Source organism: Collinsella sp. AF08-23, assembly GCF_003479805.1.
Taxonomy (GTDB): Bacteria; Actinomycetota; Coriobacteriia; order Coriobacteriales; family Coriobacteriaceae; genus Collinsella.
Genome location: NZ_QUHV01000007.1, coordinates 49,819 through 72,151 on the forward strand (window position 1 = coordinate 49,819; position 22,333 = coordinate 72,151).

The 22,333-nt window shown below is 63.4% G+C and carries 13 protein-coding genes; 5 read left to right on the forward strand and 8 right to left on the reverse strand.

Annotation, left to right across the window (positions count from 1 at the left end):
* Positions 1 to 197: 197 nt before the first annotated feature.
* Positions 198 to 1,673 (reverse strand): glutamate--tRNA ligase, encoded by a 1,476-nt coding sequence (gltX, locus tag DWV48_RS05260; protein ID WP_118653782.1) that lies wholly within the window; start codon positions 1,671 to 1,673, stop codon positions 198 to 200.
* A 171-nt stretch (positions 1,674 to 1,844) separates the two neighbouring features.
* Between gltX and metK the strand changes: the two genes are divergently transcribed.
* The 5 genes from metK (at position 1,845) to DWV48_RS05285 (ending at position 8,818) form a co-directional block, all read left to right on the forward strand.
* Positions 1,845 to 3,152 (forward strand): methionine adenosyltransferase, encoded by a 1,308-nt coding sequence (metK, locus tag DWV48_RS05265; RefSeq protein WP_233546178.1) that lies wholly within the window; start codon positions 1,845 to 1,847, stop codon positions 3,150 to 3,152.
* A 10-nt stretch (positions 3,153 to 3,162) separates the two neighbouring features.
* Complete coding sequence (gene priA / locus DWV48_RS05270) at positions 3,163 to 5,688, forward strand: primosomal protein N' (RefSeq protein WP_118653783.1); 2,526 nt, start codon at positions 3,163 to 3,165, stop codon at positions 5,686 to 5,688.
* 153 nt (positions 5,689 to 5,841) lie between these two features.
* On the forward strand, positions 5,842 to 6,378 hold the full coding sequence (gene def / locus DWV48_RS05275) for a peptide deformylase (protein WP_118653784.1): 537 nt from the start codon (positions 5,842 to 5,844) through the stop codon (positions 6,376 to 6,378).
* Positions 6,379 to 6,380: 2 nt separating this feature from the next.
* Positions 6,381 to 7,304 (forward strand): methionyl-tRNA formyltransferase, encoded by a 924-nt coding sequence (gene fmt / locus DWV48_RS05280; protein WP_118653785.1) that lies wholly within the window; start codon positions 6,381 to 6,383, stop codon positions 7,302 to 7,304.
* Between the two features lie 107 nt (positions 7,305 to 7,411).
* Positions 7,412 to 8,818, forward strand: coding sequence for an RsmB/NOP family class I SAM-dependent RNA methyltransferase (locus tag DWV48_RS05285; RefSeq protein ID WP_118653786.1), 1,407 nt, complete (start codon positions 7,412 to 7,414; stop codon positions 8,816 to 8,818).
* Between the two features lie 58 nt (positions 8,819 to 8,876).
* On the opposite strand, the gene DWV48_RS05290 is transcribed toward DWV48_RS05285, so the two are convergent.
* The 7 genes from DWV48_RS05290 to glgB all read right to left on the reverse strand — a co-directional run bounded on the left by DWV48_RS05290 (position 8,877) and on the right by glgB (position 22,224).
* Positions 8,877 to 9,134 (reverse strand): FmdB family zinc ribbon protein, encoded by a 258-nt coding sequence (locus tag DWV48_RS05290; RefSeq protein WP_118653787.1) that lies wholly within the window; start codon positions 9,132 to 9,134, stop codon positions 8,877 to 8,879.
* A 250-nt stretch (positions 9,135 to 9,384) separates the two neighbouring features.
* Complete coding sequence (locus DWV48_RS05295) at positions 9,385 to 12,681, reverse strand: 4-alpha-glucanotransferase (RefSeq protein WP_118653788.1); 3,297 nt, start codon at positions 12,679 to 12,681, stop codon at positions 9,385 to 9,387.
* Positions 12,682 to 12,915: 234 nt separating this feature from the next.
* Positions 12,916 to 15,111, reverse strand: a complete 2,196-nt coding sequence (glgA, locus tag DWV48_RS05300) for a glycogen synthase GlgA (protein ID WP_118653789.1) — start codon at positions 15,109 to 15,111, stop codon at positions 12,916 to 12,918.
* A 144-nt stretch (positions 15,112 to 15,255) separates the two neighbouring features.
* Positions 15,256 to 16,365, reverse strand: coding sequence for a glucose-1-phosphate adenylyltransferase subunit GlgD (gene glgD, locus DWV48_RS05305; RefSeq protein WP_118653790.1), 1,110 nt, complete (start codon positions 16,363 to 16,365; stop codon positions 15,256 to 15,258).
* Positions 16,366 to 16,369: 4 nt separating this feature from the next.
* Positions 16,370 to 17,518: a glucose-1-phosphate adenylyltransferase gene (locus DWV48_RS05310; protein WP_118653791.1), complete on the reverse strand. Its 1,149-nt coding sequence runs from the start codon at positions 17,516 to 17,518 to the stop codon at positions 16,370 to 16,372.
* Between the two features lie 135 nt (positions 17,519 to 17,653).
* Positions 17,654 to 20,080 (reverse strand): glycogen/starch/alpha-glucan phosphorylase, encoded by a 2,427-nt coding sequence (locus DWV48_RS05315; protein ID WP_118653792.1) that lies wholly within the window; start codon positions 20,078 to 20,080, stop codon positions 17,654 to 17,656.
* Between the two features lie 92 nt (positions 20,081 to 20,172).
* A complete protein-coding gene (gene glgB, locus DWV48_RS05320) occupies positions 20,173 to 22,224 on the reverse strand; it encodes a 1,4-alpha-glucan branching protein GlgB (RefSeq protein ID WP_118653793.1) in 2,052 nt (683 codons plus the stop codon).
* Positions 22,225 to 22,333 lie beyond the last annotated feature (109 nt).

Genomic DNA, 22,333 nt, shown 5'->3' on the forward strand with positions numbered 1-22,333 from the left:
CCAGCGTTCAAATCACGCAACAACAAAATAAGTGTAGCGAATCGTCGGGGCGAGCTGCACCGGAGCGATCGCGCCCGTCCGATGGCTTCGAGTGGGTAAATGCAGGAACCCCACACATCTTGCCTCGAAGCGATTTCTGAGCAGCGCGAAGCTGAGCGCAGAGGCAAGATATGTGGGGTTCCGGACAGGTTGACGGACTAGAGCGCCATCGGGCGGGCGCGGTCGATACGGGCGAGGCAGTCGTCGCGGCCGATGAGCGCCATGGTCTCACCGAGCGGGGGGCTCACCATGTTGCCGCATTCTGCCACGCGCACGGCGCCGAACACCAGGCGCTTCTTCACATCGAGTACCTCGGGTAGAGGCTCGAGCGCGCCGTCGATGTTCTCGGCCGTCCAGTCGGTCACGGCCTCAAGTGCGGTACGCGCGGCGTCGAGCACCGCACCCATGCCCTCCTTGGCGAGGCCCTTGGACACGGATTTCTCGTCGTACGCGAGCGTCTCGGCGGTGGCGAAGACGGGCGCGGCAACGGTCGCGGCGTCGGCTGGCATCTTGGTGCGCGGGCGAACGATCTCGGCAAGGGCGTCGAGCCATGCCGCATCGGCTTCGAAACCCTCCTTAATCAGCCCGGCCTTGAGCAGCTCCGGCAGCATGATCTGATCGGCGAAGTCGGCGTTGGACATCGCGTTGATGTACTCGGCGTTCATCCAGTCGAGCTTCTTGGGATCGAAGGTCGCGGGGTTCTTGGAGATGCGCTCCAGGCTGAACTGGCTTGCGAGTACGTCGCGCGGGATGACCGTGGTCTCGCCATCGAGCGACCAGCCGAGCAGCGCCAGGTAGTTCACGAAGGCGTCGGACAGGTAGCCGGCGTCGCGGTACTCCTCCACGGAGGTGGCGCCGTGGCGCTTGGAGAGCTTCTTGCCGTCGGCACCCAAGATCATGGAGATATGGGCGAACACGGGTACCGGGGCGCCCATAGCCTCGTAGACCATGACCTGGCGGGGGGTGTTGGAGAGGTGGTCGTCGCCGCGGATGACGTGGGTGATGCCCATGAGCGCGTCGTCCACCACGGTGGCGAAGTTGTACGTGGGGGTTCCGTCGGAGCGGAAGATCACGAAGTCATCGAGCTCCTTGGCGTCGAAGGTGACCTCGCCGTGGACGGCGTCGTTGATCACGACGTTGCCGCGATCCTCCGGCACCTTGATGCGCAGGACGTAGGGCTCGCCGGCGTCGATGCGCGCCTGGGCCTCCTCCGGCGAGAGGTCGCGGCAGCGGCGCTGATAGCCCTGGAAGGGGTCCTTGCGGGCCTGGGCGGCCTCGCGGTCGGCGGCCAGCTGCTCGGGCGTGCAGAAGCAGGGGTAGGCTTTGCCCTCGGCGAGCAGGCGCTCGGCGGTCTGCTTGTAGAGGTTCAGGCGCTCGGTCTGCGAATAGGGGCCGAAGTCACCGCCGACCTCGGGGCCCTCGTCCCAGTCGAGTCCCAGCCAGCGCATGGCGCGCAGGATGATCTGGGTGTTCTCGTCGGTGGAGCGGGTTGGGTCGGTGTCGTCGATGCGCAGGATGAAGGTGCCGCCATTGGCGCGGGCGAAGGCCCAGTTGTAGATGGCGGTGCGGGCGCCGCCGATGTGCAGCTTGCCGGTGGGCGAGGGCGCAAAGCGGACGCGGACGGAATCGCTCATTCTCGTGCTCCTTGTGGTTGCAGAAGGCATACGTTCAAACAGAGCCATTATAGCGTTCGCATGTTGTTCGCTTGACGATGCGCGCGAAAAGCGCATGCGCGGTACAATCGTTCAGCTACATGCCCGGCGGAATGGTAACGGTCGCCGGGCGTCTAAATGAAAGGGGCATCCATGCCAACTGAGAATCGTTCCACCATGGAACCGGCTCGCGCCGCCGACTTCGGCGCAGATTCCTTCGTCTTCACCTCCGAGTCGGTCACTGAGGGTCACCCCGACAAAATCGCGGACCAGATCTCCGACGCCATTCTCGACGCCATCCTCGCGAAGGAGGCCGAGCTCGAGGCTAAGGGCTATATCGCACCCAGCGGCCAGCCGGCCAAGCTCGAGAACGTCCGCTGCGCATGCGAGACCTTCGTCACCACCGGCACCGTGATCGTTGCCGGCGAGATCCGCACGGAGGCCTACATCGATGTGCAGAATATCGCGCGCGAGGTCGTTCGTCGCATCGGGTACGACCGTGCCAAGTTCGGCTTCGACTGCGACACCTGCGGCGTGCTTAACCTTATCCACGAGCAGAGCCCCGATATCGCGCAGGGCGTGGACGAGTCCTTCGACGCCCAGGCCGGCCGCACCACCGACCCGCTCGACCTCATCGGCGCGGGTGACCAGGGTATGATGTTCGGCTACGCGTCCAACGAGACGCCTACGCTCATGCCGATGCCGCATTATCTGTCCAGCCGCCTGGCGGAGCGCCTCGCCGCGGTGCGCCACGACGGCACGCTGCCGTATCTGCGCCCCGACGGCAAGACCCAGGTCACCGTTCGCTACGAAGGCGGGCGCCCCGTCGCGGTGGAGACCATCGTCATCTCCACGCAGCATGCACCCGAGATCGAGGACATGTCCGTCATCGAGGCCGACATGCGCGAGCACGTGATCGCACCCGTCATGGAGGCCGCGGGCATCCCGTGGGAGGGTGCGACCCTCTACGTGAACCCCACTGGCCGCTTCGTGGTGGGCGGCCCCATGGGCGACACCGGCCTCACCGGCCGCAAGATCATCGTCGATACCTACGGCGGCATGGGCCGCCACGGTGGCGGTGCGTTCAGCGGTAAGGATTGCACCAAGGTCGACCGCTCCGCCGCGTACGCCGCGCGTTGGGTTGCCAAAAACGTGGTTGCCGCGGGTCTCGCCGACCGCTGCGAGATCGAGCTCGCCTACGCCATCGGCGTGAGTTACCCGCTGTCCATCATGGTTGATACGTTCGGCACGGGTGCGGTCGACGAAGTCACCATCACCGAGGCCGTCAAGCACGTGTTCGATCTGCGTCCTGGCGCGATCATCCGCGACCTGGACCTGCGTCGTCCCATCTACGAGAAGACGGCCGCCTACGGCCACTTCGGTCGCGAGGACGAGGACTTCACCTGGGAGTGCACCGACCGCGTGGCAGAGCTCCGCGCCGCGTGCGGGCTGGCCGAGTAGCGGTTTTCGCATGGCGGGCCAGGAATCGCTCTTTCCCGAATTGAATACGGCCGATCAGGGGGCGTCTGCGCAAGCGGGCGCCCTTCGCCCCCTAGGAGGGGCCGTACCCGGTGGAGACGTGGCGCGGGCGGCCTCGGAGCCCGTGTTGGGCTATGTCTCCGTGGTGATCGACATCCCGGCACGAGCGCTGTCCGAGCCCTTCGCCTACGCAGTGCCTTCCGCGCTGGATGGTGGCTGCCGGGTGGGCACCACGGTGCTCGTGCCGTTTGGGCGCCGCGTTGAGGCGGGGTATGTGGTTGCGCGCGCGGGCACCCTGGGGGAGCTCCCGGGCGCGGAGGGCCTCGACCCCGCGCGCATCAAGCCGGTTCGTGACGTCGTTGCCGCTCCGGCGTTCTCCACCGCCTCCGCCGAGCTCGCGTTTTGGATGAGCCGCGAATACGTGGCGCCGCTCTCCGAGTGCCTGCGCCTGCTGCTGCCCCCGGGTGGCGCCGGCAAGGTCGTGCGTCAGGAGGACGGATCGTATGCGTATGAACCGCCGGCGGTGACGCCCGTCACGGCCCGCTGGGTGAGCCTCACCGAGGAGGGGCGTTCGTTCGAGCCGGCGGAGCGCGCCGTGCGTCAGCGCCAGCTCATCGAGGCGCTCTCCTGCGGACCCGTCACTACGCGTGAACTCAATCTCATGAACGGCGACCTGTCCGCCACGATCCGCGCGCTCGAGAAGCGCGGTGTGGTGACGGTGGAGGAGCGCCGCAGCTGGCGCGGGTGCGAGGGCTCGACCACGCTGTCTTCCGCGAACGCCGCGGCGCCCAAAGAGCTCACGGCGGGGCAGCGAAGTGCCCTCAACGCGATCGCGCGCGCGACCGAGACCGCATCCGGCGATGTGGTCCTGGTGGACGGCGTCACCGGTTCGGGTAAGACCGAGGTCTACCTCGCCGCCATCGAGCGCGTCCTCGCCCAGGGCTGCTCCGCCTGCGTGCTCGTGCCTGAGATCTCGCTCACGGCCCAGACCGTGGGCCGCTTCCGATCACGTTTCGGCGACGCGGTCGCGGTGTTCCACTCGCGCCTCTCTGCGGGAGAGCGCTTGGATCAATGGGACATGGTGCGCTCCGGTGCCGCCCGTGTGGTGGTGGGCGCGCGTTCGGCGCTCTTCTGCCCGCTTGCCGACCTCGGACTCATCGTCATCGACGAGGAGCACGAGCAGAGCTACAAGCAGGGGAGCAGCCCTCGTTACCATGCGCGCGAGGTTGCCGCCAGGTTGGCGCGGCTCCACGGGTGCGCCCTGGTGCTGGGGTCCGCCACGCCGTCGGCCGAGGCGCTTGCGCGATGCGAGGCGGGCACGTTCGGAGGCGCCCGCTGGACCCGGGTCGAGATGCCCGAGCGCCCCGGCACCGCGTGCCTGCCCGAGGTCATCGTTGCCGACCTGCGCCGCGAGTTCGCCTCCGGCAGCCGCTCCATCTTCTCAAAGCCTTTGCTCGACGCGCTCGATGAGGTTGTGGAGAAGCGCCAGAAGGCCGTGCTGCTCCACAACCGCCGTGGGTTCGCGAGCTTCCTCATGTGCCGTGAGTGCGGGTGCGTTCCCACGTGCAAGCACTGCTCCACGGCGCTCACCTATCATGAGCGCACGCACACGCTCGAGTGCCATACCTGCGGTTCCTCCTATCGCGTGCGGCCATACCCCGAGTACGGCAGCGCCTGTCCCAAATGTGGGAGCCGCTACCTCGCCAAAATGGGGCTGGGCACCCAGCAGGTCGAGGACGCCCTGCGCGCGCTGCTGCCCGGGGATGTGGCGGTAATCCGCATGGACGCCGATTCCACGCGCACCAAGGGCGCGCATCAAAAGCTACTTGAGCAGTTCGATGCAGCCGAATGCGCGGTGCTGCTCGGCACGCAGATGATCGCCAAGGGCCTGGACTTTCCCGAGGTGACGCTCGTGGGTGTGATCAATGCCGACTACGCCCTCAAGATGCCCGACTTCCGCGCGGGGGAGCGCGCGTTCGACCTCCTCGAGCAGGTCGCGGGTCGCGCCGGTCGCGGTGAGGACCCGGGTCGCGTGATCATCCAGACCTACCTGCCCGACGAACCCGTTATCCGTGCTGTCAAATTGCATAATCGGTCCTTGTTTACCGAGCATGACCTGGGCATGCGTCGTGAGGCCCTGTATCCGCCGTACGTGCGGCTCGCCAACGTGCTGGTGTGGGGAAGGGAGGAATGCGCCACTCGTGGCCTGGTCGTGCGTATCGCGGAGGAGCTCCGCGCCGAGTTCGGATTGGACGAGGCTCCCATGTTGCACCCGGCGGTCGAGATCGGCAGCGCCAACGGAGAGTTTTCGTCTCGCGAGCTATTGGGTCGTCCGCAGATCTTGGGACCCACACCGTGTGTGATCGAGCGGGCCAAGGACCGGTATCGTTTCCATATCATCGTCAAGGCGCCGCTTGGCTGTGATTTGTCCGGAGCCCTGAGCGCATCGGTCTCGCGCGCCGGCACGCGTCCCGGTGTGAGCATCGCCGTCGACGTCGATGCCTTCGACCTTATGTAGTGGGTCTCAATTGGGGACAGGTGCAAATTGAGACGTACGCGCCGGTGGAGATGCTTCGTGCGCACATATCGCCCATCACCTCGCAAGGCAATGCGGGTACTATAGAACACGGTGAATACGTGCGGGTTTGAGCCCGCGTACGAAAGGAAGACCATGGAGATCAACGGTATCGTGCTGTCGCCGGACCCGCGTCTGCGCCAGGAGTGCGCCGAGGTCGAGGAAATCAACTCCGACCTGCGCGCCCTCGTGGAGCGCATGAAGGTCCAGATGTTCGAGAACGGCGGCTGCGGCCTGGCCGCCCCGCAGGTGGGCGAGGCCATCCAGCTCGCCATCGTGGACACCGAGTATACCTCCGAGAAGGATTACGACCCCTACGTCCTCATCAATCCGGTGATCGTGGAGCAGTCCGACAACCTCGTGCCTTACAACGAGGGCTGCCTGTCCATACCGGGCATTAATTGCGAGATCAGCCGTCCCGATCACGTGGTGGTCGAGGCCTATAACCTCGAGGGCGAGTGCATTCGCTACGAGGCCGCCGGCGACCTGTTCTGTGTGTGCCTTCAGCACGAGATCGATCACCTGCACGGCAAGACGATGTTCGAGCGCCTGCTCCCCAAGCAGCGCATGCATGCTATGAAGCAGTATCAAGAGGCGCTTGCTCGTGGCGCAAAGCCGGGCGAGACGGAGTAGCCATGCGCGTCGTCTTTATGGGTACGCCCGCCTTCGCCGTGCCTTCGCTTCGCAAGCTCGCCGCCGCCCACGATGTCGCCTTGGTGCTCACGCGTCCGGACGCCGTGCGCTCGCGCGGCAAGAAGCTCGAGCCGTCGCCGGTCAAGGAGGCCGCGCTTGGGCTTGGCTTGCCCGTGATGGAGGCCAATCGCATGACGCCCGAGGTGCTCGACGCCCTGCGCGCTGCCGAGGCCGACATTTTTTGCGTTGCCGCCTACGGCTGCATCCTGCCCGATGAGGTGCTCACCATGGCCCCTCACGGCTGCGTGAACGTTCACGCCTCGCTGCTTCCGCGTTGGCGCGGTGCGGCTCCCATCCAGCGTTCCATCCTGGAGGGTGATGCCGAGACCGGCGTGTCCATCATGCGTATCGGCCACGGCGTGGACACGGGCGCGTATTGCGCTCAGGCGAGCTGCCCGGTCCCGGGCAAGTCCGCTGATGAGTTGACGGCCGAGTTGGCCGAGCTCGGCGGCGAACTGCTGGTGAGCACGCTTCCCGCCATCGCGGACGGTTCGGCCGTCTGGACCGAGCAGGATGAGTCGCTCGTGACGCATGCCGCAAAGATCGTCAAGGCGGAGTTGCGCCTCGATCCCACTGTGAGCGCCCAGAGTAACGAGCGTCGTGTGCTGGCATCTTCCGATGCGGCACCCGCACGCTGCATCGTTGCCGGTAAGCCGGTGCGCATCATGCGTGCCGCCGTCGCGAGCCACGCGCCCTGCCTGACAGGAGGCGTGTGTTTCATGAGCGATAAGCGCTTATCGCTCGCATGTGCCGACGACGTTCTCGAGGTCACCTCCATCAAGCCCGACGGCAAGCGCGAAATGGACGCTGCGTCTTTCTGCGCGGGCATACGAGAGGAGACCGCCGAATGGAGCAAGCTCGCCTAGGCGGTTTACGGGGTGTGTTAGGGGGGCGTGCCCCAATGGCGCGCGAAATTGACACAGTTGGGGACGTACCCCAATTGCACCATTGGGGTTGGAGATAAGGAGGAGAGATGGCACGGCTGTCACCGGCGCGACGCGTTGCGCTGACCGTATTGAGCGAAGCCGAGCGAACGGGTCGCTACGCCCGCGAGCTCCTGCCGCATGCCGCCGAGTCCGCGGCACCCGACCCTCGCGACGCCGCGTTCGCTTTGCGCCTTGCTTTGGGGGCAACGGCCACCGCCGGATGTCTTGACGATGCCCTTGCCCCTCATATCGCGAAACCAAAAGCGCTCGAGTCTTCTGTCCGCATGGCTCTGCGCATCTCCGCCTTCGAGTCCCTGTATCTCAATACCGCGCCCGAGGTCGTGGTAAGCCAGGGTGTCGAGCTCGTTCGGAGCGTCTCGCGCGGAGCCGCCGGACTCGCCAACGCCGTGTTGAGACGCGTGTGCGAGAACCGGCTCACTTTTCTGAGCGCCGAGGACGTTGCCGAGAGCCATCGCGAGACGGTTGCCCGCGCGCGCCGTGCCGGACTGCCCGTGTGGCTCGTGCGCAGGATCGTGGACTCCCTGGGTGAAGCTGACGCGCAGGATGTGCTGAATACCCAGCTTGAGTCGGCGCCCATATCCGTACACGTGAACCCGCTGCGCACCGATGCCGTGGCGGAAGCGCTTGGGGAGGACGGTGCCACCGCGCTGGGCCTTCCTGGTGCCATGTGCGTCGACCGTGTGGGAGCGCTTGTTCGTGCCGGCGCCTTTGAGCGGGGTGACCTGGTAGCCTCTGACTACCACGCACAGCTGATCGCGGCCGCCGCCACCCGTGAGGGAACATGTTTGGAGATCGGTGCGGGGCGTGGCACCAAGACCTTCATGATGATGGCTCATGCCAAACGGCGTGACTTGGACCATGATCACCTCGCGCTCGACTTGTACGAGGGCAAATGCCAGGCGAACGCCCAGCGCGTGGACCGCTCTGGTCTAGGTGAGATACGTTTTGTCGCCGGCGATGCGACCGATTTGGATGCCTGTTTGGCCGTGTTGGACAAAGAGTATCGCCATGCTGCTAGATTCGACACCGTGTTCGTCGACGCGCCGTGCTCGGGTACCGGCACCATGCGTCGCCATGACGAGATTCCCTGGCGCCTCACGCCGCAGGAGTGTGATCGCGACCTGCCTAAGCTGCAGCTCGCCATGCTCCGCGCCGCCGCAGACCGCGTGGCGCCCCACGGGGAGCTTATCTACGCCACTTGCTCGGTGCTGCGGGCCGAGAACGTCGGGGTCGTGACCGCGTTTTTGGCCTCGCCGGAAGGGGAGGGCTTTGTACCCATCTCGGTGTCCGATGCCCTGCGCGACGCGGGAAGTGCGTACGTAGCGGCAGCGCACGATCTCGCCGTATGCGAAAATGCTGACGGGCTATTCCAGAGCCATCCCACTCGCGATGGATTCGATGGCCACTTCTGTGCGCGCTTTGTCCGGAAGTAGCCCTGGCAACCTCAATTACGTATCTGTACTTAATTGAGGTCAACTTTCGCGTCTTGTCTTACGCGTGCGGGCAATTCTCGCAGGCGCAGCCGGAGGAGCTGGGCTCTGGCGCGCTCGTGGCCGGAGTTACCGACCCGCCGTTGCGTTGGTCGGTGTTGTAGAAGCCCGACCCTTCGAACTTGATGCCGCTTGCGCTGAAGACCTTGTCGGCCATGCCGCCGCATGCGGGACAGGCGACCGCGGGATGTTCGGTCATGCCGTGCTCAACCTCGAATACATTGCCACATGCGCTGCAGCGATAGTCGTAACGTGCCATTATTCTCACCCAAATCTCTCAAAGGCGCCCGCCGGTCTAAGCCTGGCGGGCGCAAAACGTGTACGCGGGATACTTTACCCCATCATGCCCACGATGTCCGAGTCTGCAGTTCAAGACATCCATAAATCGCACGCGCACGATATGCCAAAGGAGGGTCGAGGCGCATACCAGCGGTGTGAAGAGCGTGCCGAGGGCGGGCTCTAGATACCCCCCCTGGCCAAATGCGCATCCGAAGCGGCGCGGCGCAGGATCACCCGGCAAAGCGCCCCGTCTCGTTCATGACGATGGCCATGGGTTGCTCGTTTTCTACGAGGTCCGCCTCATCTGCCTGCCAGCTCCAGTTGCCCTCGGCGGTGCCGGGTACGTTCATGCGAGCCTCGTCGCCCAACCGCAGCACGTCCTGGATCTGCATCATAACCACGTCGGCATTGCTGCCGAGCGCTTGGTTCAAGATCTCGGTGGCGATGTAGCGCGAACCCTCCACGCTTCCGTCCGAGCAGAACGAGCGTCGGCAGAAGCCCACGAGGGTCGAAGTGTCATGCGTGGAGATGTAGAGCACCTTCTCCTTGTGCGGGTGAATACCCTGGCGCACGTCGTAGTCGGCGAACTCGAGCACGTCCATGCCGGGGAAGCCCGTGCTTGCCAGAAGGCCGCGCACGCCGGGTGTGAGGATGCCCAAATCCTCGGCGATGAGCGGCAATGGCCCCATTTCCTCGTAAGCGCGCTCGAACAGGTCGATGCCGGGACCGGGCATCCACTGGCCGTCCGCGCCGGTACCGCCGGCGGGGATGCCGAAGTAATTGTGGAAGCCAACGAAGTGGTCCAGACGCACGCGGTCATACAGCTTGAAGCTGCGACGCAGGCGCGCGAGCCACCATACGTAGCCGTCGGCCTTCATGGCGTCCCAGTGGTAGGTGGGGTTGCCCCACACTTGTCCGGTGGCGGAGAAGCGGTCGGGTGGGACGCCGGCGATCTCGTAGGGCATCCCGTCCTTGCCTAGACTGAACATATCGGGTTCGCTCCAGGCGTCGGCTGAGTCGTCGGCCACGTACATGGGGATATCGCCGATGATCTGGATGCCGTGCTCGTTGGCATACGTGCGCATCTCGGCCCACTCGCGCTCAAATCGGAATTGGGCGAAGGCGTGGAAGCGAGCGCGATCGGAGAAGCGCTGATCGGCGAAGATGGAAACGTTGTAGCGCCTCAGCTCGGCCGGCCATGTATGCCAGGAGGTGCCGCCCAGCGCATCTTTGACGGCCATGAAGGCGCAGTACGGATCGAGCCAGCTCTCGTTCTCCAAGGCGAAGTCAAAGAACTTCCTGCTCGTGAATCCGCCTTGAGATTTGAACTGCTTGTAGGCATGAGCGAGCTCGACGGCGGACTCCTCCAGCAGGTTCGCGTTGCCCGCGAAGGCCGAGGGGCCGGCGTAGGGCGAACCGAAGGCGTCGGTGGGGTTTACCGGCAGGACCTGCCAATAGCGCATGCCCATGGCCGAGAGGTGGTCGATGAAGCGCCGCGCGGGGGCACCCAGCGTGCCGGAACGTCCGCCCGTGTTGGGAATCGAGGTGATGTGCGCCACCACGCCTGCGCCGCGGTCGAGCGGCTTTTGCAGGCGTTGCGTGCGGTGCGCATACACCAAGGAGCTGCCGAGCGGCCACAAGCGCACCTCGGCGCAGCCGTCTTGCCCGCGCTCGAGGTCCGCGCCCGAGATGAGGTCCACGGCGCCGTCGTTTTCCACCGGCACGCGCACCGAGCGCGAATTGGAAAGGCTATGGTTGATGAGTAGCGAGACCACCTGGCCGTCGGCGCCGCGGCGCTTCACACACAGCACGTCATCGTTGAGAGCGAAGCTCTCGAGCGTACCGTCGATCAAAAACGGCAGCGCGCGACGGAGCATCGAAGTGTTGCGCACCATGGTGAGCATGTCGCGATCGCGCGCATCCTCGGGCGTGGGCAGCGTGCGGCGATTGCCGGGGTCGGAGAGGCCCTCAAGGCCGTATTCGTCGCCGTAGTAGATGGAGGGGACACCGGGAAACGTCATCTGCATGAGCGTGGCAAGCCAGAAGCGCCCTTTGGCGAGACCCATCGAGTTCTCGTCCAAGCGGAAGCGCCCACGCTCCTCCTCGGGCAGTTGAGACTCGTTGGGGCCGCCGCCCAGCACGGAGGCGATGCGCGGCTTGTCGTGGCTGCCGAGCAGGTTGAGGCAGCAGGAGAGCGCCTCAGGCGGGTAGTTCTCGCGGAGGGTCTCCAGACGCTCGGCGCATTGATGCGCGGTCTCGCCTCCCACAAGGAAGCCAAGGATGGCGTCGCGCAGTGGGTAGTTCATGGCCGAGTCGAGCTCATCGCCCAACAAGTAGCGGCGCAGCTCGCTGTAGCTCACCTTGTTCGAGGCGTCCTCCCACACCTCGCCCAGCAGCAGGCCATCGGGGCGCTCTTCGAGCACTGCGCTCTTAATCTCCGCGATGAGTTCATCGGACAGTTCGTCGGCAACGTCGAGGCGCCAGCCGCGCGCGCCGGCGCGTAGCCATGTGCGAATCACGCCGTCCTTGCCGAGCAAGAGATTGCGCACGTGTTCGGATTTCTCGTTGAGGGCGGGCATATTATCGATGCCCCACCATGAGTCGTATGTGCCATCCTCGTGCCAGCAGTAGGCGTCGCGCCAGGGCGAATCCTCGCTTTGCCACGCGCCCGTGCCGGGGTAGTTTCCAAAACGGTTGAAGTAGATGGAATCGTCGCCCGTGTGGTTGAACACGCCATCGAGGATGAGCGAGATGCCCATGGCGGCCGCGTCATCGGCAAGGCGGCGGAAATCTTCCTCCGTGCCGAGCATCGGGTCGATGCTGAGGTAATCGCCCGTGTCGTAGCGGTGGTTGCTCAGCGCTTCGAATATCGGGTTGAGGTAGATGGCAGTGATGCCCATGCCCTTAAGGCGCGGCAGGTCTTCCCTGATGCCTTCAAGGGAGCCGCCGTAAAAGTCCCAGCTGCGAATCGACTTGTCCTCGTTGCGGTCATAGACGGGAGGCTCCTCCCAGCGTTCGACCAGATGCTTGCCAGGTCCTTTGCGCGGTTTGGCAACGACTGCCTGCGCGCGCTCGCGCCACTTGGCGTCGCGGCGGTAGCGATCGGGGAAGATCTGATATACCATGCCCCGTTCGTACCACGAGGGGCGGTGCTCGCGGTGCTTGTATACGGTGATTTGGAAGGACGGAACGTCATTGCGGTCGGTGTACATCACGCCTTGACCGCCCGTTGAACCATCGCGCGCGCCCACGCGCACCTGGGCGCCATCGGAGGTGGTGACGATGAAGCTGTACCAGATGAGGCACGGCTCATGGCAGGGAATATCGGCGACGAGTGTGTTGTTGTCGCCGAGAGTCATGGGGATGAGCGCTTCGCCTCGGCCATCGACCCAGGTGCGGACTTCACCCTTGAGGAAGCTCGCATCTGCCTCCTCGACGCTGAGGGAGATGTGGACGGTCGTACCGACGCAAACGGCACCGAAGGGAACGCGGTGCTCTGAGCGGCGGGAGTTGTGAATCAGCTTCATGAGGGTAACCGTTGGGGATTCGGGAATAATGCGCGTACATTATACAGGTAGGAGGGGTCGTCTGGAATTGCGAGCGGCGCGGTCGGCGTGTGCTGGGCGCAAGGCCAGGGGCATTGGACGGGGGCGTTGTTGTGCCGGTGATGCCGCGAATGGGACGCGCGGCGAAGCAATAAATAGTGAGCCGGATGAAATCCGGCTCACTTGCTCGTGGAGTTGCAAGGGGGGGCATTAAGGCTACTTCTTGCTCCCACGGCGCGTCGCCTTGGGAACGGTCTTCATGGTCGGCTGGGAGGCCGGTTTTGCCGTGGTGGCAGCTGCGGCGGGTTTGGTCGCAGCAGTGGTTGTTGCCGGCTTGGCGGTGGTTGCCTTAGTCACAGTGGCGGCTGCGGCGGACGTGGTAGTGGCAGGCTTGGCCGCAGGGGCTGCCGCAGCCGACTTGGCCGCCGTCTTGGTCGCAGTGACCTTTGGGGCCGCGGATGTGGTGGCGCTGGCCTTCGAGGTGGCAGGCTTTGCTGCTGCCGCCTTTGTCGAAGCGGTCTTGGGGGTTGCTGCCCTCGTCTTGGCAGTCTTGGCAGCTGTTGCTTTGGCGACAGGTGCCTTCGTTTCGGCCGTCTTGGTGTTTGCCGTCGTCTTTGCAGCGGCGGTCGCCTTGGCAGTCGGGGTCTTGGTCGCCGGTGCCTTTGCGGGGGTGGTCGTCTTGGCGGCGGCGCTCGCTTTGGCAGCAGCGGCCTTGGTCGTCGTGGTCTTCTTGGTCGCTGTGGACTTGGTCGCGGCGGTCTTGGACGCGGCCGGCTTAGCGGCGGCCTTGCGTGTGGTGGCCTTCTTCGCCGGAGCGGGTTTCTCGGCAGACTCCTTCTTCACTTCCGTCTTGGGTTCAGCATCGGTCTCGACGGCGGGGGAGAGCTCCTGCTTGGGCTTTTCGACAACTTCGGACTGTGGCTGCGGCATCGGGATCTCGGGATGCAGGTTGTGATAGAGGGTGATGTAGGCGTCGGCGGAGCGCTTCCAGCTAAAGTCCGCCTTCATGGCGTTTTCGACCAAGCCGTTGAAGGCATCACGGTTATCCCAGAACAGGTGGGCGGCACGGAAGACGGCGTCAGCCATTTCGTCACCGTTGAAGTGGGTAAACGAGAAGCCGGTGCCCTCCCCGGTGTACTGGTTGTACGGGATGACCGTGTCTTTGAGGCCACCCGTCTCGCGTACGATGGGAAGCGTGCCGTAGCGCATGGCGATCATCTGCGATAAGCCACAGGGCTCGAACAGCGACGGCATGAGGAAGAGGTCGGCTCCGGCGTACATGCGCTGCGAGAGCGCGGGGTCGAATTGGATGCGCACCGCCATAGTGCCGGGGTACTTGCCCTCAAAATAGCGCAGGGCGTTCTCGTACTCGGTGTCGCCGGTGCCCAGAACCGCGACCTGGACGCCGCCAGAGAGGATACGATCGAGAGCGTAGGTTACGAGGTCCATGCCCTTCTGGCGCGTGAGACGCGTGACCATGACCATGAGCGGACGGTCGTCGCGTACCTCAAGGCCGAGCTCCTGCTGTAGGCGTGCCTTGCACTCCGCCTTGCCGGCACGGTCCTGAACGGAGTAGTTCGCGGCGATGCGCGGATCGGTCGTGGGATCGAAGGCGGTGGTGTCGATGCCGTTGACAATGCCCTGCAGGATGGGGGCGCGGCGGCGCAGGATGCCGTCGAGGTGCTCGCCGAAATCAGGAGTCTTGATCTCCTCGGCGTAGGTGGGGGAGACCGTGGTGATGGCGTCGGTGTAGTTGAGCGCACCCTGCATGTAGTTGACTGCGTCCGGCCCGCAGGTGAGCTGGAAGGCGGCGGCGGGGATGTGTGCGAGGCCGAGGATGTCGTTCAGGACCTTGGCGCTGTACTGGCCCTGGAAAGCGATGTTGTGGATGGAGAAGACGGTCTTTACGTTCTGGTACAGGGGCAGCGCCTGGTAGAACTCGCGCAGGAACACGGGAGCCATGGCGGTATGCCAGTCATTGCAGTGCAGCACGTCGCAGGTGAAGTTGTCGAGTGTGTGCGGAAGGTATTGCAGCGCCTCGACGATCGCCTTGGAGAAGTAGGCAAAGCGCTCTCCGTCGTCAAAGAAGCCGTAGGGGTAGCCGCGGCTGAAATAGCGCTCGTTGTCGACGAACAAGTAGTCGACGCCCTCGTGATTGAGGCGTTCGAGGCCACAGTACTCGTTGCGCCATCCCAAGGGCACGTAGAAATCGCACAGGTGCTCCATGCGGTCCTTGTATTCCTGGGCGATCGTGTCGTACCTGGGGACGAAGACGACGACGTCGGCGCCGGCGGCTTTGAGGGCATGGGGCAGGGAGCCCGCGACATCGCCCAGGCCGCCCGTCTTCACGAAGGGCGCCGCCTCGGCGCTGGCGAAGGCGATGTGCAGCTTGGATGGGGTGGTATCGGACATGGGGTAACCAATCTCCTTGATGTGTGCTAGCGCGGGGTCAAAGGCGCCCGTGCGGATACGCCGCCCGGGGGTGAATCCTCAAGGCGGCGTATCCATGGTAACGCTTCTGTGCGCTCAGCGCGTGTTGCGCGTTTTGCGGGGTTGTTAATTCTCGAGTGCGACCTTGGGAACTACGAGGACGTTGTCGGGAGTGCCGGTCATGACGGTACCCGCCTCGATGACGTTGTTCTTGTCCACGATCGCGTTCTCCACGCGGGCGCCGCGTTTGATGACGCAGCCCTGCATGATGATCGAGTTGGCCACGTAGGCACCACTCTCCACCACGACGTCACGGGAGAGGGTGGAGCCGCGCACGGTGCCGTCGATGCGGCAACCGGCGGAGATGAAGGAGTTCGTGGCGTTGGACCCGGAGCTGTACTTTGCCGGCGGGGTGTCGTGCGCCTTGGTCATGACCGGACGGCTGTGGGTGAACAGCTGGTGCATGACGTCGGGGTTGAGCATCTCCATGCTGCGACGGTAGTAGGTCTCCTCGTTGAACATGCCGACGGCGAGACCCTTGAACTCATAGGTGCACACGTCGATGCGACTGAAGTCCGGGCGGATGGCGTCGAACAGGTCGAGGTAGTCGAGCGTCTCATACTCCTCGCAGACCTGCAGGAGCAGATCGCGGTTGATGATGAAGCAGTCGAGGAACTCGTTCTCGCCGTAGGCGCAGCCAGAGCAGAGGTCGGTCACGCGGCCGTTGTTGTCGATATCGAGCTTCATGACATCGCCGAGCTGGCGGTCCGCCTTCTTATAGATCATGGTCACGCCCGAGCCGCTACGTTCATGTGCGTCGATGACATCGGAGAGATCCATGTTGAAGACGATGTTCGTGGCACTCATGACCACATAGGGCTCGGAGGCACGCTGGAACAGCATCTTGTTGGTGTTGATGTCGCGCAGGAGGAAGCGAATGCCCTTCTTTGCGGTGCCGTAGGCGCTGCCCTGCAGCAGGAACAAGCCACCCTTCTTGCGATCGAGCTCCCACTCGCGACCGCTTCCAAGGTGGTCGACGAGGCTGCGGTAGTTGCCGGGCAGCACGACGCCCACGGTGCGGATACCCGCGTTCATCATGTTGGAGAGCGGGAAGTCGATAAGACGATAGCGGCCCATGAACGGGACGGATGCGAGCGGGCGGCTCTCGAGCAGGGCGCTGTGCTGCTTGCTCGTATAGTTGGCAGTGATATAGCCGATGGCCTTACGGTTGATCATCGGATCATTCCCCCCTTCCGATGACGACGTCGTTTCCAACGACGGCGGTGTCCTTAGTCATGTCGACGCTTCCGAGCTTGACGCCCTCTTCCACGACGGCGTTCTCGCCCAAGATGGCACGCACCACATGCGCCCCGTCCTTCACGACGGCGCCGGGCAGCAGCACCGAGTCTTCGACGATGGCGCGCTCGCCGACGATGCAGTCGGTGGAAAGGATCGAGTGGCGCGCAGTGCCGTAGACGCGGCATCCGTTTGAAACGAGGCAGTCGTCCACGCGACCGTCGGGGCCGATGAAGTGCGGCGGACGAGTGGAGTCGTTGCTCATGACCGGGAAAGTCTTGTCGAATAGGTCGAACTCGGGATTCTCGCCGAGCAAGTCCATCGAGGTCTCGTGGAAGCTCGCGATCGTGCCGACGTCTTTCCAGAATCCGTGGAACTCATAGGTGTACAGGCGCTTGCCTTCGGCGAGCAGCTTCGGGATGATGTCGTTACCAAAGTCATGGCTGGAGCGCTGGTCGACGGCGTCCTCCTCGAGGGCCTTCACCAGAACGTCCGTCGAGAAGATGTAGATGCCCATGGAGGCGAGGTTCGAGTCGGGCACCTCGGGCTTCTCAGTGAACTTCTCGATGCGCCCATCGTCCGGGTTGGCGGTGATGATGCCGAAACGACTGGCCTCCTCCCACGGGACGGGCATGACCGAGACGGTGAGGTCGGCGCCATGCTCGATATGGCTCTCGAGCATCTTGCGGTAGTCCATGCGATACAGGTGGTCGCCTGAGAGGATGAGCACGTACTTGGGGTCATGACCCTTGATGTAGTCGAGGTTCTGCGTGATCGCGTCTGCTGTTCCAGCGTACCACGCACCGCCGTCCTGGGTGGCGTAGGGGGGCAGGATCGAAACGCCCGCTCCATGTTCCGCCAGATCCCACGCGCGCCCGGAGCCCACATACTCATGCAGCTGATAGGGGCGATACTGCGTGAGGACGCCGACGGTGTCGATGCCAGAGTTGGCGCAGTTCGACAAAGAGAAGTCGATAATGCGGAACTTGCCACCGAAGCTGACGGCGGGTTTGGCGATCTTCGAGGTGAGCGCCATCAACCTGCTGCCCTGTCCTCCTGCGAGGAGCATCGCGATGCATTCTTTACTTGCCATCAATCTCTCCCTTAAAGTCCGATGGGATGTATAGATGTCTAAGCGGGAAATCGGGACCGCTGGCGGCTTTCCCGTGCTCGCCGCCACCGTTGCATTCCTGGAATTCCGGCTGCGTTCCGGTGCGACCTGCCTCCTTTACGCGTGCCAGATCTCGTCACGATACTCGCGAATGGTGCGATCGGACGAGAACCAGCCGGACATCGCAGTATTGTGCAGGGCTCTCCTGTTCCAATCCTGCGCATTGGGATACGTAGCGGTGAGGGCCTCCCAAGTATCCACGTAGGAGTGGAAGTCCTTGAGCACCAGGTCGTAGTCGTTGTTGAACATGAGCTCGTGATGGATGCTCTCGAAGTTGCCCGAGAGGCCCGCGAAGGTGCCGTCGACGAACTGGTCGATGATGCGTCCCAGGCGGGCGCGATCGGAGTTGACGATGTCCCAGGCGAAGTATTGACCGGAGGCGCGCAGCTCCTCGACCTCGGGTGTGGTGAGTCCAAAGATCGCCTCGTTTTCGCGCCCGGCGAGGTCGACGATCTCGATATTGGCGCCGTCCATGGTCCCGAGGGTGATGGCGCCGTTCATCATGAGCTTCATGTTCGAGGTGCCCGAAGCCTCCTTGCCCGCCGTGGAGATCTGCTCGGAGATCTCGGCGGCAGGGTAGATAAGCTGAGCGTTGGATACGCGGAAGTTGGGGATGAAGCAGACCTTCATGATGTCGTTGACGCGGGGATCGTTGTTCACCACGTTGGCGACCCCGTTGATGAGGCGGATGACCTCCTTGGCGAAGGTATAGCTCGACGCCGCCTTACCGGAGAAGATGAAGGTGGTGGGTTGGATCTTGAAGTTGGGATCCGCCAGACGGCGGTTATAGAGATCCATCACCTTCATGATGTTCAACAGCTGGCGCTTGTAGGCGTGGAAGCGCTTGACCTGGACATCGAAGATGGTGTTCGGGTCAATGACGAGCCCGCACTCGCGCTTGACGTACTCCGCGAGACGAATCTTGTTTGCGCGCTTGGAGGCGCCGACACGCTCGAGGAAGGAGTCATCGCCTTCGAAGGCGGTGAGCTTTTCAAGTTCGGAGGCGTCATCGAGCCAGGCATCGCCAATCGCCTCGCTGACGAGCTTCGCGTAGGTGGGGTTTGCCTCGGCGAAGAAGCGGCGGTGGCAGATGCCATTGGTCTTGTTGTTGAACATCGCGGGCTTGAGGGCGGCAAAATCCTTGAGCGTGCTCGCCTTGAGGATATCGGTGTGGATCTTCGCCACGCCGTTGACCGAGTGGCTGCAGATGACCGAAAGGTTGGCCATACGCACCTCTCCGTCCCACAGGACGGCGGTGGCACGCAGACGCTCTGCGCTTTCAGGCTGAGACATGTCAAAACCTTCGCGCCAACGACGATTGATCTCATCGATGATCTGGTAGACGCGCGGCAGCAGAGCGGAGAACGTGGAGATGGGCCACTTCTCAAGTGCCTCGGGAAGGATCGTGTGGTTGGTGTAGGACACCGTGTTGGTCACGATATCCCATGCCTCATCCCAGCTGAGGCCCTTTTCATCCATGAGGATGCGCATGAGCTCGGGGCCGCACATGGCGGGGTGCGTGTCGTTGGTGTGGATAGCGACGTAGCGGGGCAGTTCATCCCAAACGTCACCATGCTCGCGCTCAAAGGTGTCGAGAAGCGTGCGGATACCAGCCGCGACAAACAGGTATTCCTGCTTGAGGCGAAGTAGGCGGCCATGCTCGCCGGCATCGTTGGGGTACAAAATGGCGGAAATTGCCTCGGCGTTGGCGCGGTCGCGGTCGGCACCCGTGTAATCGCCGGCGTTGAACGCGTCAAGATCGAAGTGCTCGTCGATGGGCTCTGCGCTCCAGCAGCGCAGTTTGTTCACCGTCTTGCCGCCGTAACCGACGATCGGGATATCGTAGGGGACGGCAAGGACGTCCTGGGTGTCCTCAACGGAATAAATCAGACGGTCACCTTCTTGACGGGAGACGACGTGCCCGCCAAAGCCGATGCGAACCGCCTTGTCTGGGCGCTTGACCTCCCATGGATAGCCCTTGGAGAGCCACTCATCGGCAACCTCCACCTGGCGTCCGTCAACGATCTCCTGCTTGAACAGGCCGTAGCGGTAACGCATGCCGTTACCGTAGCCCGCGATGCCCTCGTGTGCCATGGAATCGAGGAAGCAGGCGGCGAGACGGCCGAGGCCGCCGTTGCCGAGCGCCGGGTCGGGTTCCTGGCGCTCGATCTCATCGAGGTCGCCGCCCATGTCAGCGATCGCCTCGGCGACGAGGTCGCGGATGCCAAGGTTGAGCAGGTAGTTGTCGAGAAGGCGGCCGATGAGGAACTCGATCGAGAAATAATAGACGCGCTTCTTCCCTTCTACGCGATTGCGCTCGTCGGTCTGGGCGGCGATGACGCGCGAATCGCCCGCGATCATCTTGGCGAGAGCGGTGAACCGATCGATATCGCTCGTGTCCTCAAATTCCTTGCCAGAAAGAGCGCGCACATGCTGGCGATACTGCTCGGCGAACTCTTCTTTGCTTTGGTAGATCTTATCCATGGTTTCCTTTCGGGTTCGGGTTGGGTACGGGTATCCATTCCGCGCGGTCGACCCGGTGCGTGGAAGGCTATTCACGCGGGCTTCTAGTCGGGTTATTTGCTGGTCTTCGCACGCGATGACGCCGGCTTTTTAGTTCCACGTGTTTGTTTCTTTGTAGTTTTGGGCGTAGCCTTTAGCGGTTTGGGCGGCTTGTAGGAAGAAGTGCGACGGCGGCGGTACACCAATCCGGCAAGACCGGGGACACCGATCTCAATCGACGTGTCGCGCATGTTCCATGGTTCGGGCTTGGACGATGCCATCTCGATGACCGGGAATCCGGAGCCACCGTATGCGGGGTCGTCGGTGTTGAACACGAGCTCCCAATCGCCCTCGCGTGGGGTGCCGACGCGATACGTTTCATAGGAGGCGGGGTCGAAATTGATAAGCACGAGTAGGTCGTCGGCGGGTTTGTCACCATGGCGGACGAAGCTCACGATGGATTGATCCGAGTTGTTAGCATCGATCCATTCGAAGCCCTGCTCACTGTAGGCGTTCTGCCATAGGCCACGCTGCGACGTGTACAGGTGGTTGAGAGCCTCAATAAAGCGCTGCTGAGCACCGTGAGTAGCGTCGAAGTCCTTAGCGAGGAACCATTCGATGGCCTCGTAGTAGCGCCATTCGATTTGCTGGCCGATCTCGTTGCCCATGAAGTTGAGCTTGGCACCGGGATGGGTCATCTGATAGAAGGCAAGCGTACGCAGCCCGGCGAAGCGGCGCCAGTCGTCACCGGGCATGCGGCCTATCAACGAACATTTCCCGTTTACCACCTCGTCGTGGGAAAGGGGCAGTACGAAGTTCTCGGAGAAGGCGTACATGATGGAGAACGTGAGCAGGCTGTGGTTGCCCGGACGCCACGGGAAATCGCACTGCATGTAGTGCAGCGTGTCGTTCATCCAACCCATGTCCCACTTGAGGTGGAATCCCAATCCGCCGTCTTCGGCGGGGTACGTGACGAGGGGCCATGCGGTGGACTCTTCGGCGATCATCATGACGTCGGGGAACTCCCTGCCCACCGCGCAGTTGACTTGGCGGATGAAGGCGGAGGCGTCGAGGTCCTCCTCGGTGCCGTACTTGTTGAACTTTTTGTCTGCTGGGTTGTCCACGCCGAAGTTGAGGTACAGCATGCTCGAGACGCCATCCATGCGGATGCCGTCGACATGGAACTGTTCGATCCAGAACAGGACGTTCGACACGAGGAAACTGCGCACCTCGGGGCGGCCGAAATCGAACTTGTGGGTTCCCCAATTAGGGTGGACCTCACGTTCAAAGAGCATGTGGCCGTTAAACGTCGCAAGACCTTCGGCGTTTGCGCAGAAACCGCCCGGTACCCAATCAAGAATGACACCGATGCCCGCCTTGTGGCAGGCGTCGACGAAGTGCATCAGCTGCTGCGGCGTGCCGTAGCGCGACGTGGCGGCGAAGTATCCGGTCGCCTGATAGCCCCAAGACCCGTCGAAGGGATGCTCCATGAGGGGCATGACCTCGACGTGCGTGTAGCCCATCTTCTTGACGTACGCCACCAGCTCATCGGAGAGGTCGTCGTACGTGTAGTAGGTGCCGCGCTGGGCGGGGAACGGATCGCCGGGGCCCGGCCAGGTGCCGTCCTCGCGCGGCTCTCCCTGAGGTTCGTTTCCGTGGCGCTTCCAACTGCCCAGGTGCACCTCGTAGATGTTGAGGGGGCTCTTCATGATGTCGCGCTCCGCGCGGCGACGCAGCCAGGTAGCATCCTTCCAGGCGTAGCCGGAGATGTCCCATAGCCTAGAAGCCGTTCCGGGGCAGGTTTCTGCAAAGAACCCGAAGGGGTCGGCCTTCCACAGAAGTTCGCCCTCGTCGGACTTGATAGCATATTTGTAGAGGTCACCGAGCTGGAGACCGGGAACGAAAGCCTCCCAGATGTCGCTGTTGTCGGCGCGGGTGAGTGGCGTTGAGAGGGGATCCCAGCCATTGAAATCGCCTACGAGATGTACGCTTACGACCTGCGGTGCCCATACACGGAACATCCAGCCTTCCGTGCCATTCTGGACATCCCTGTGCGCACCCATTTTCTCCCAAGCGCGTTGCCACATACCGTTCGAGAAAAGATATATGTCATCGTTCGTGAGCATGAGGGAAGGTCGTTCGTCCTTGGTGCTCGAGGGGCGTGCTTTGCAGGGGGCATTCAATTTGGTTTTCGAGGGTGTCGATGATGCAGCCATCTGAACCTCTCCATCGTAT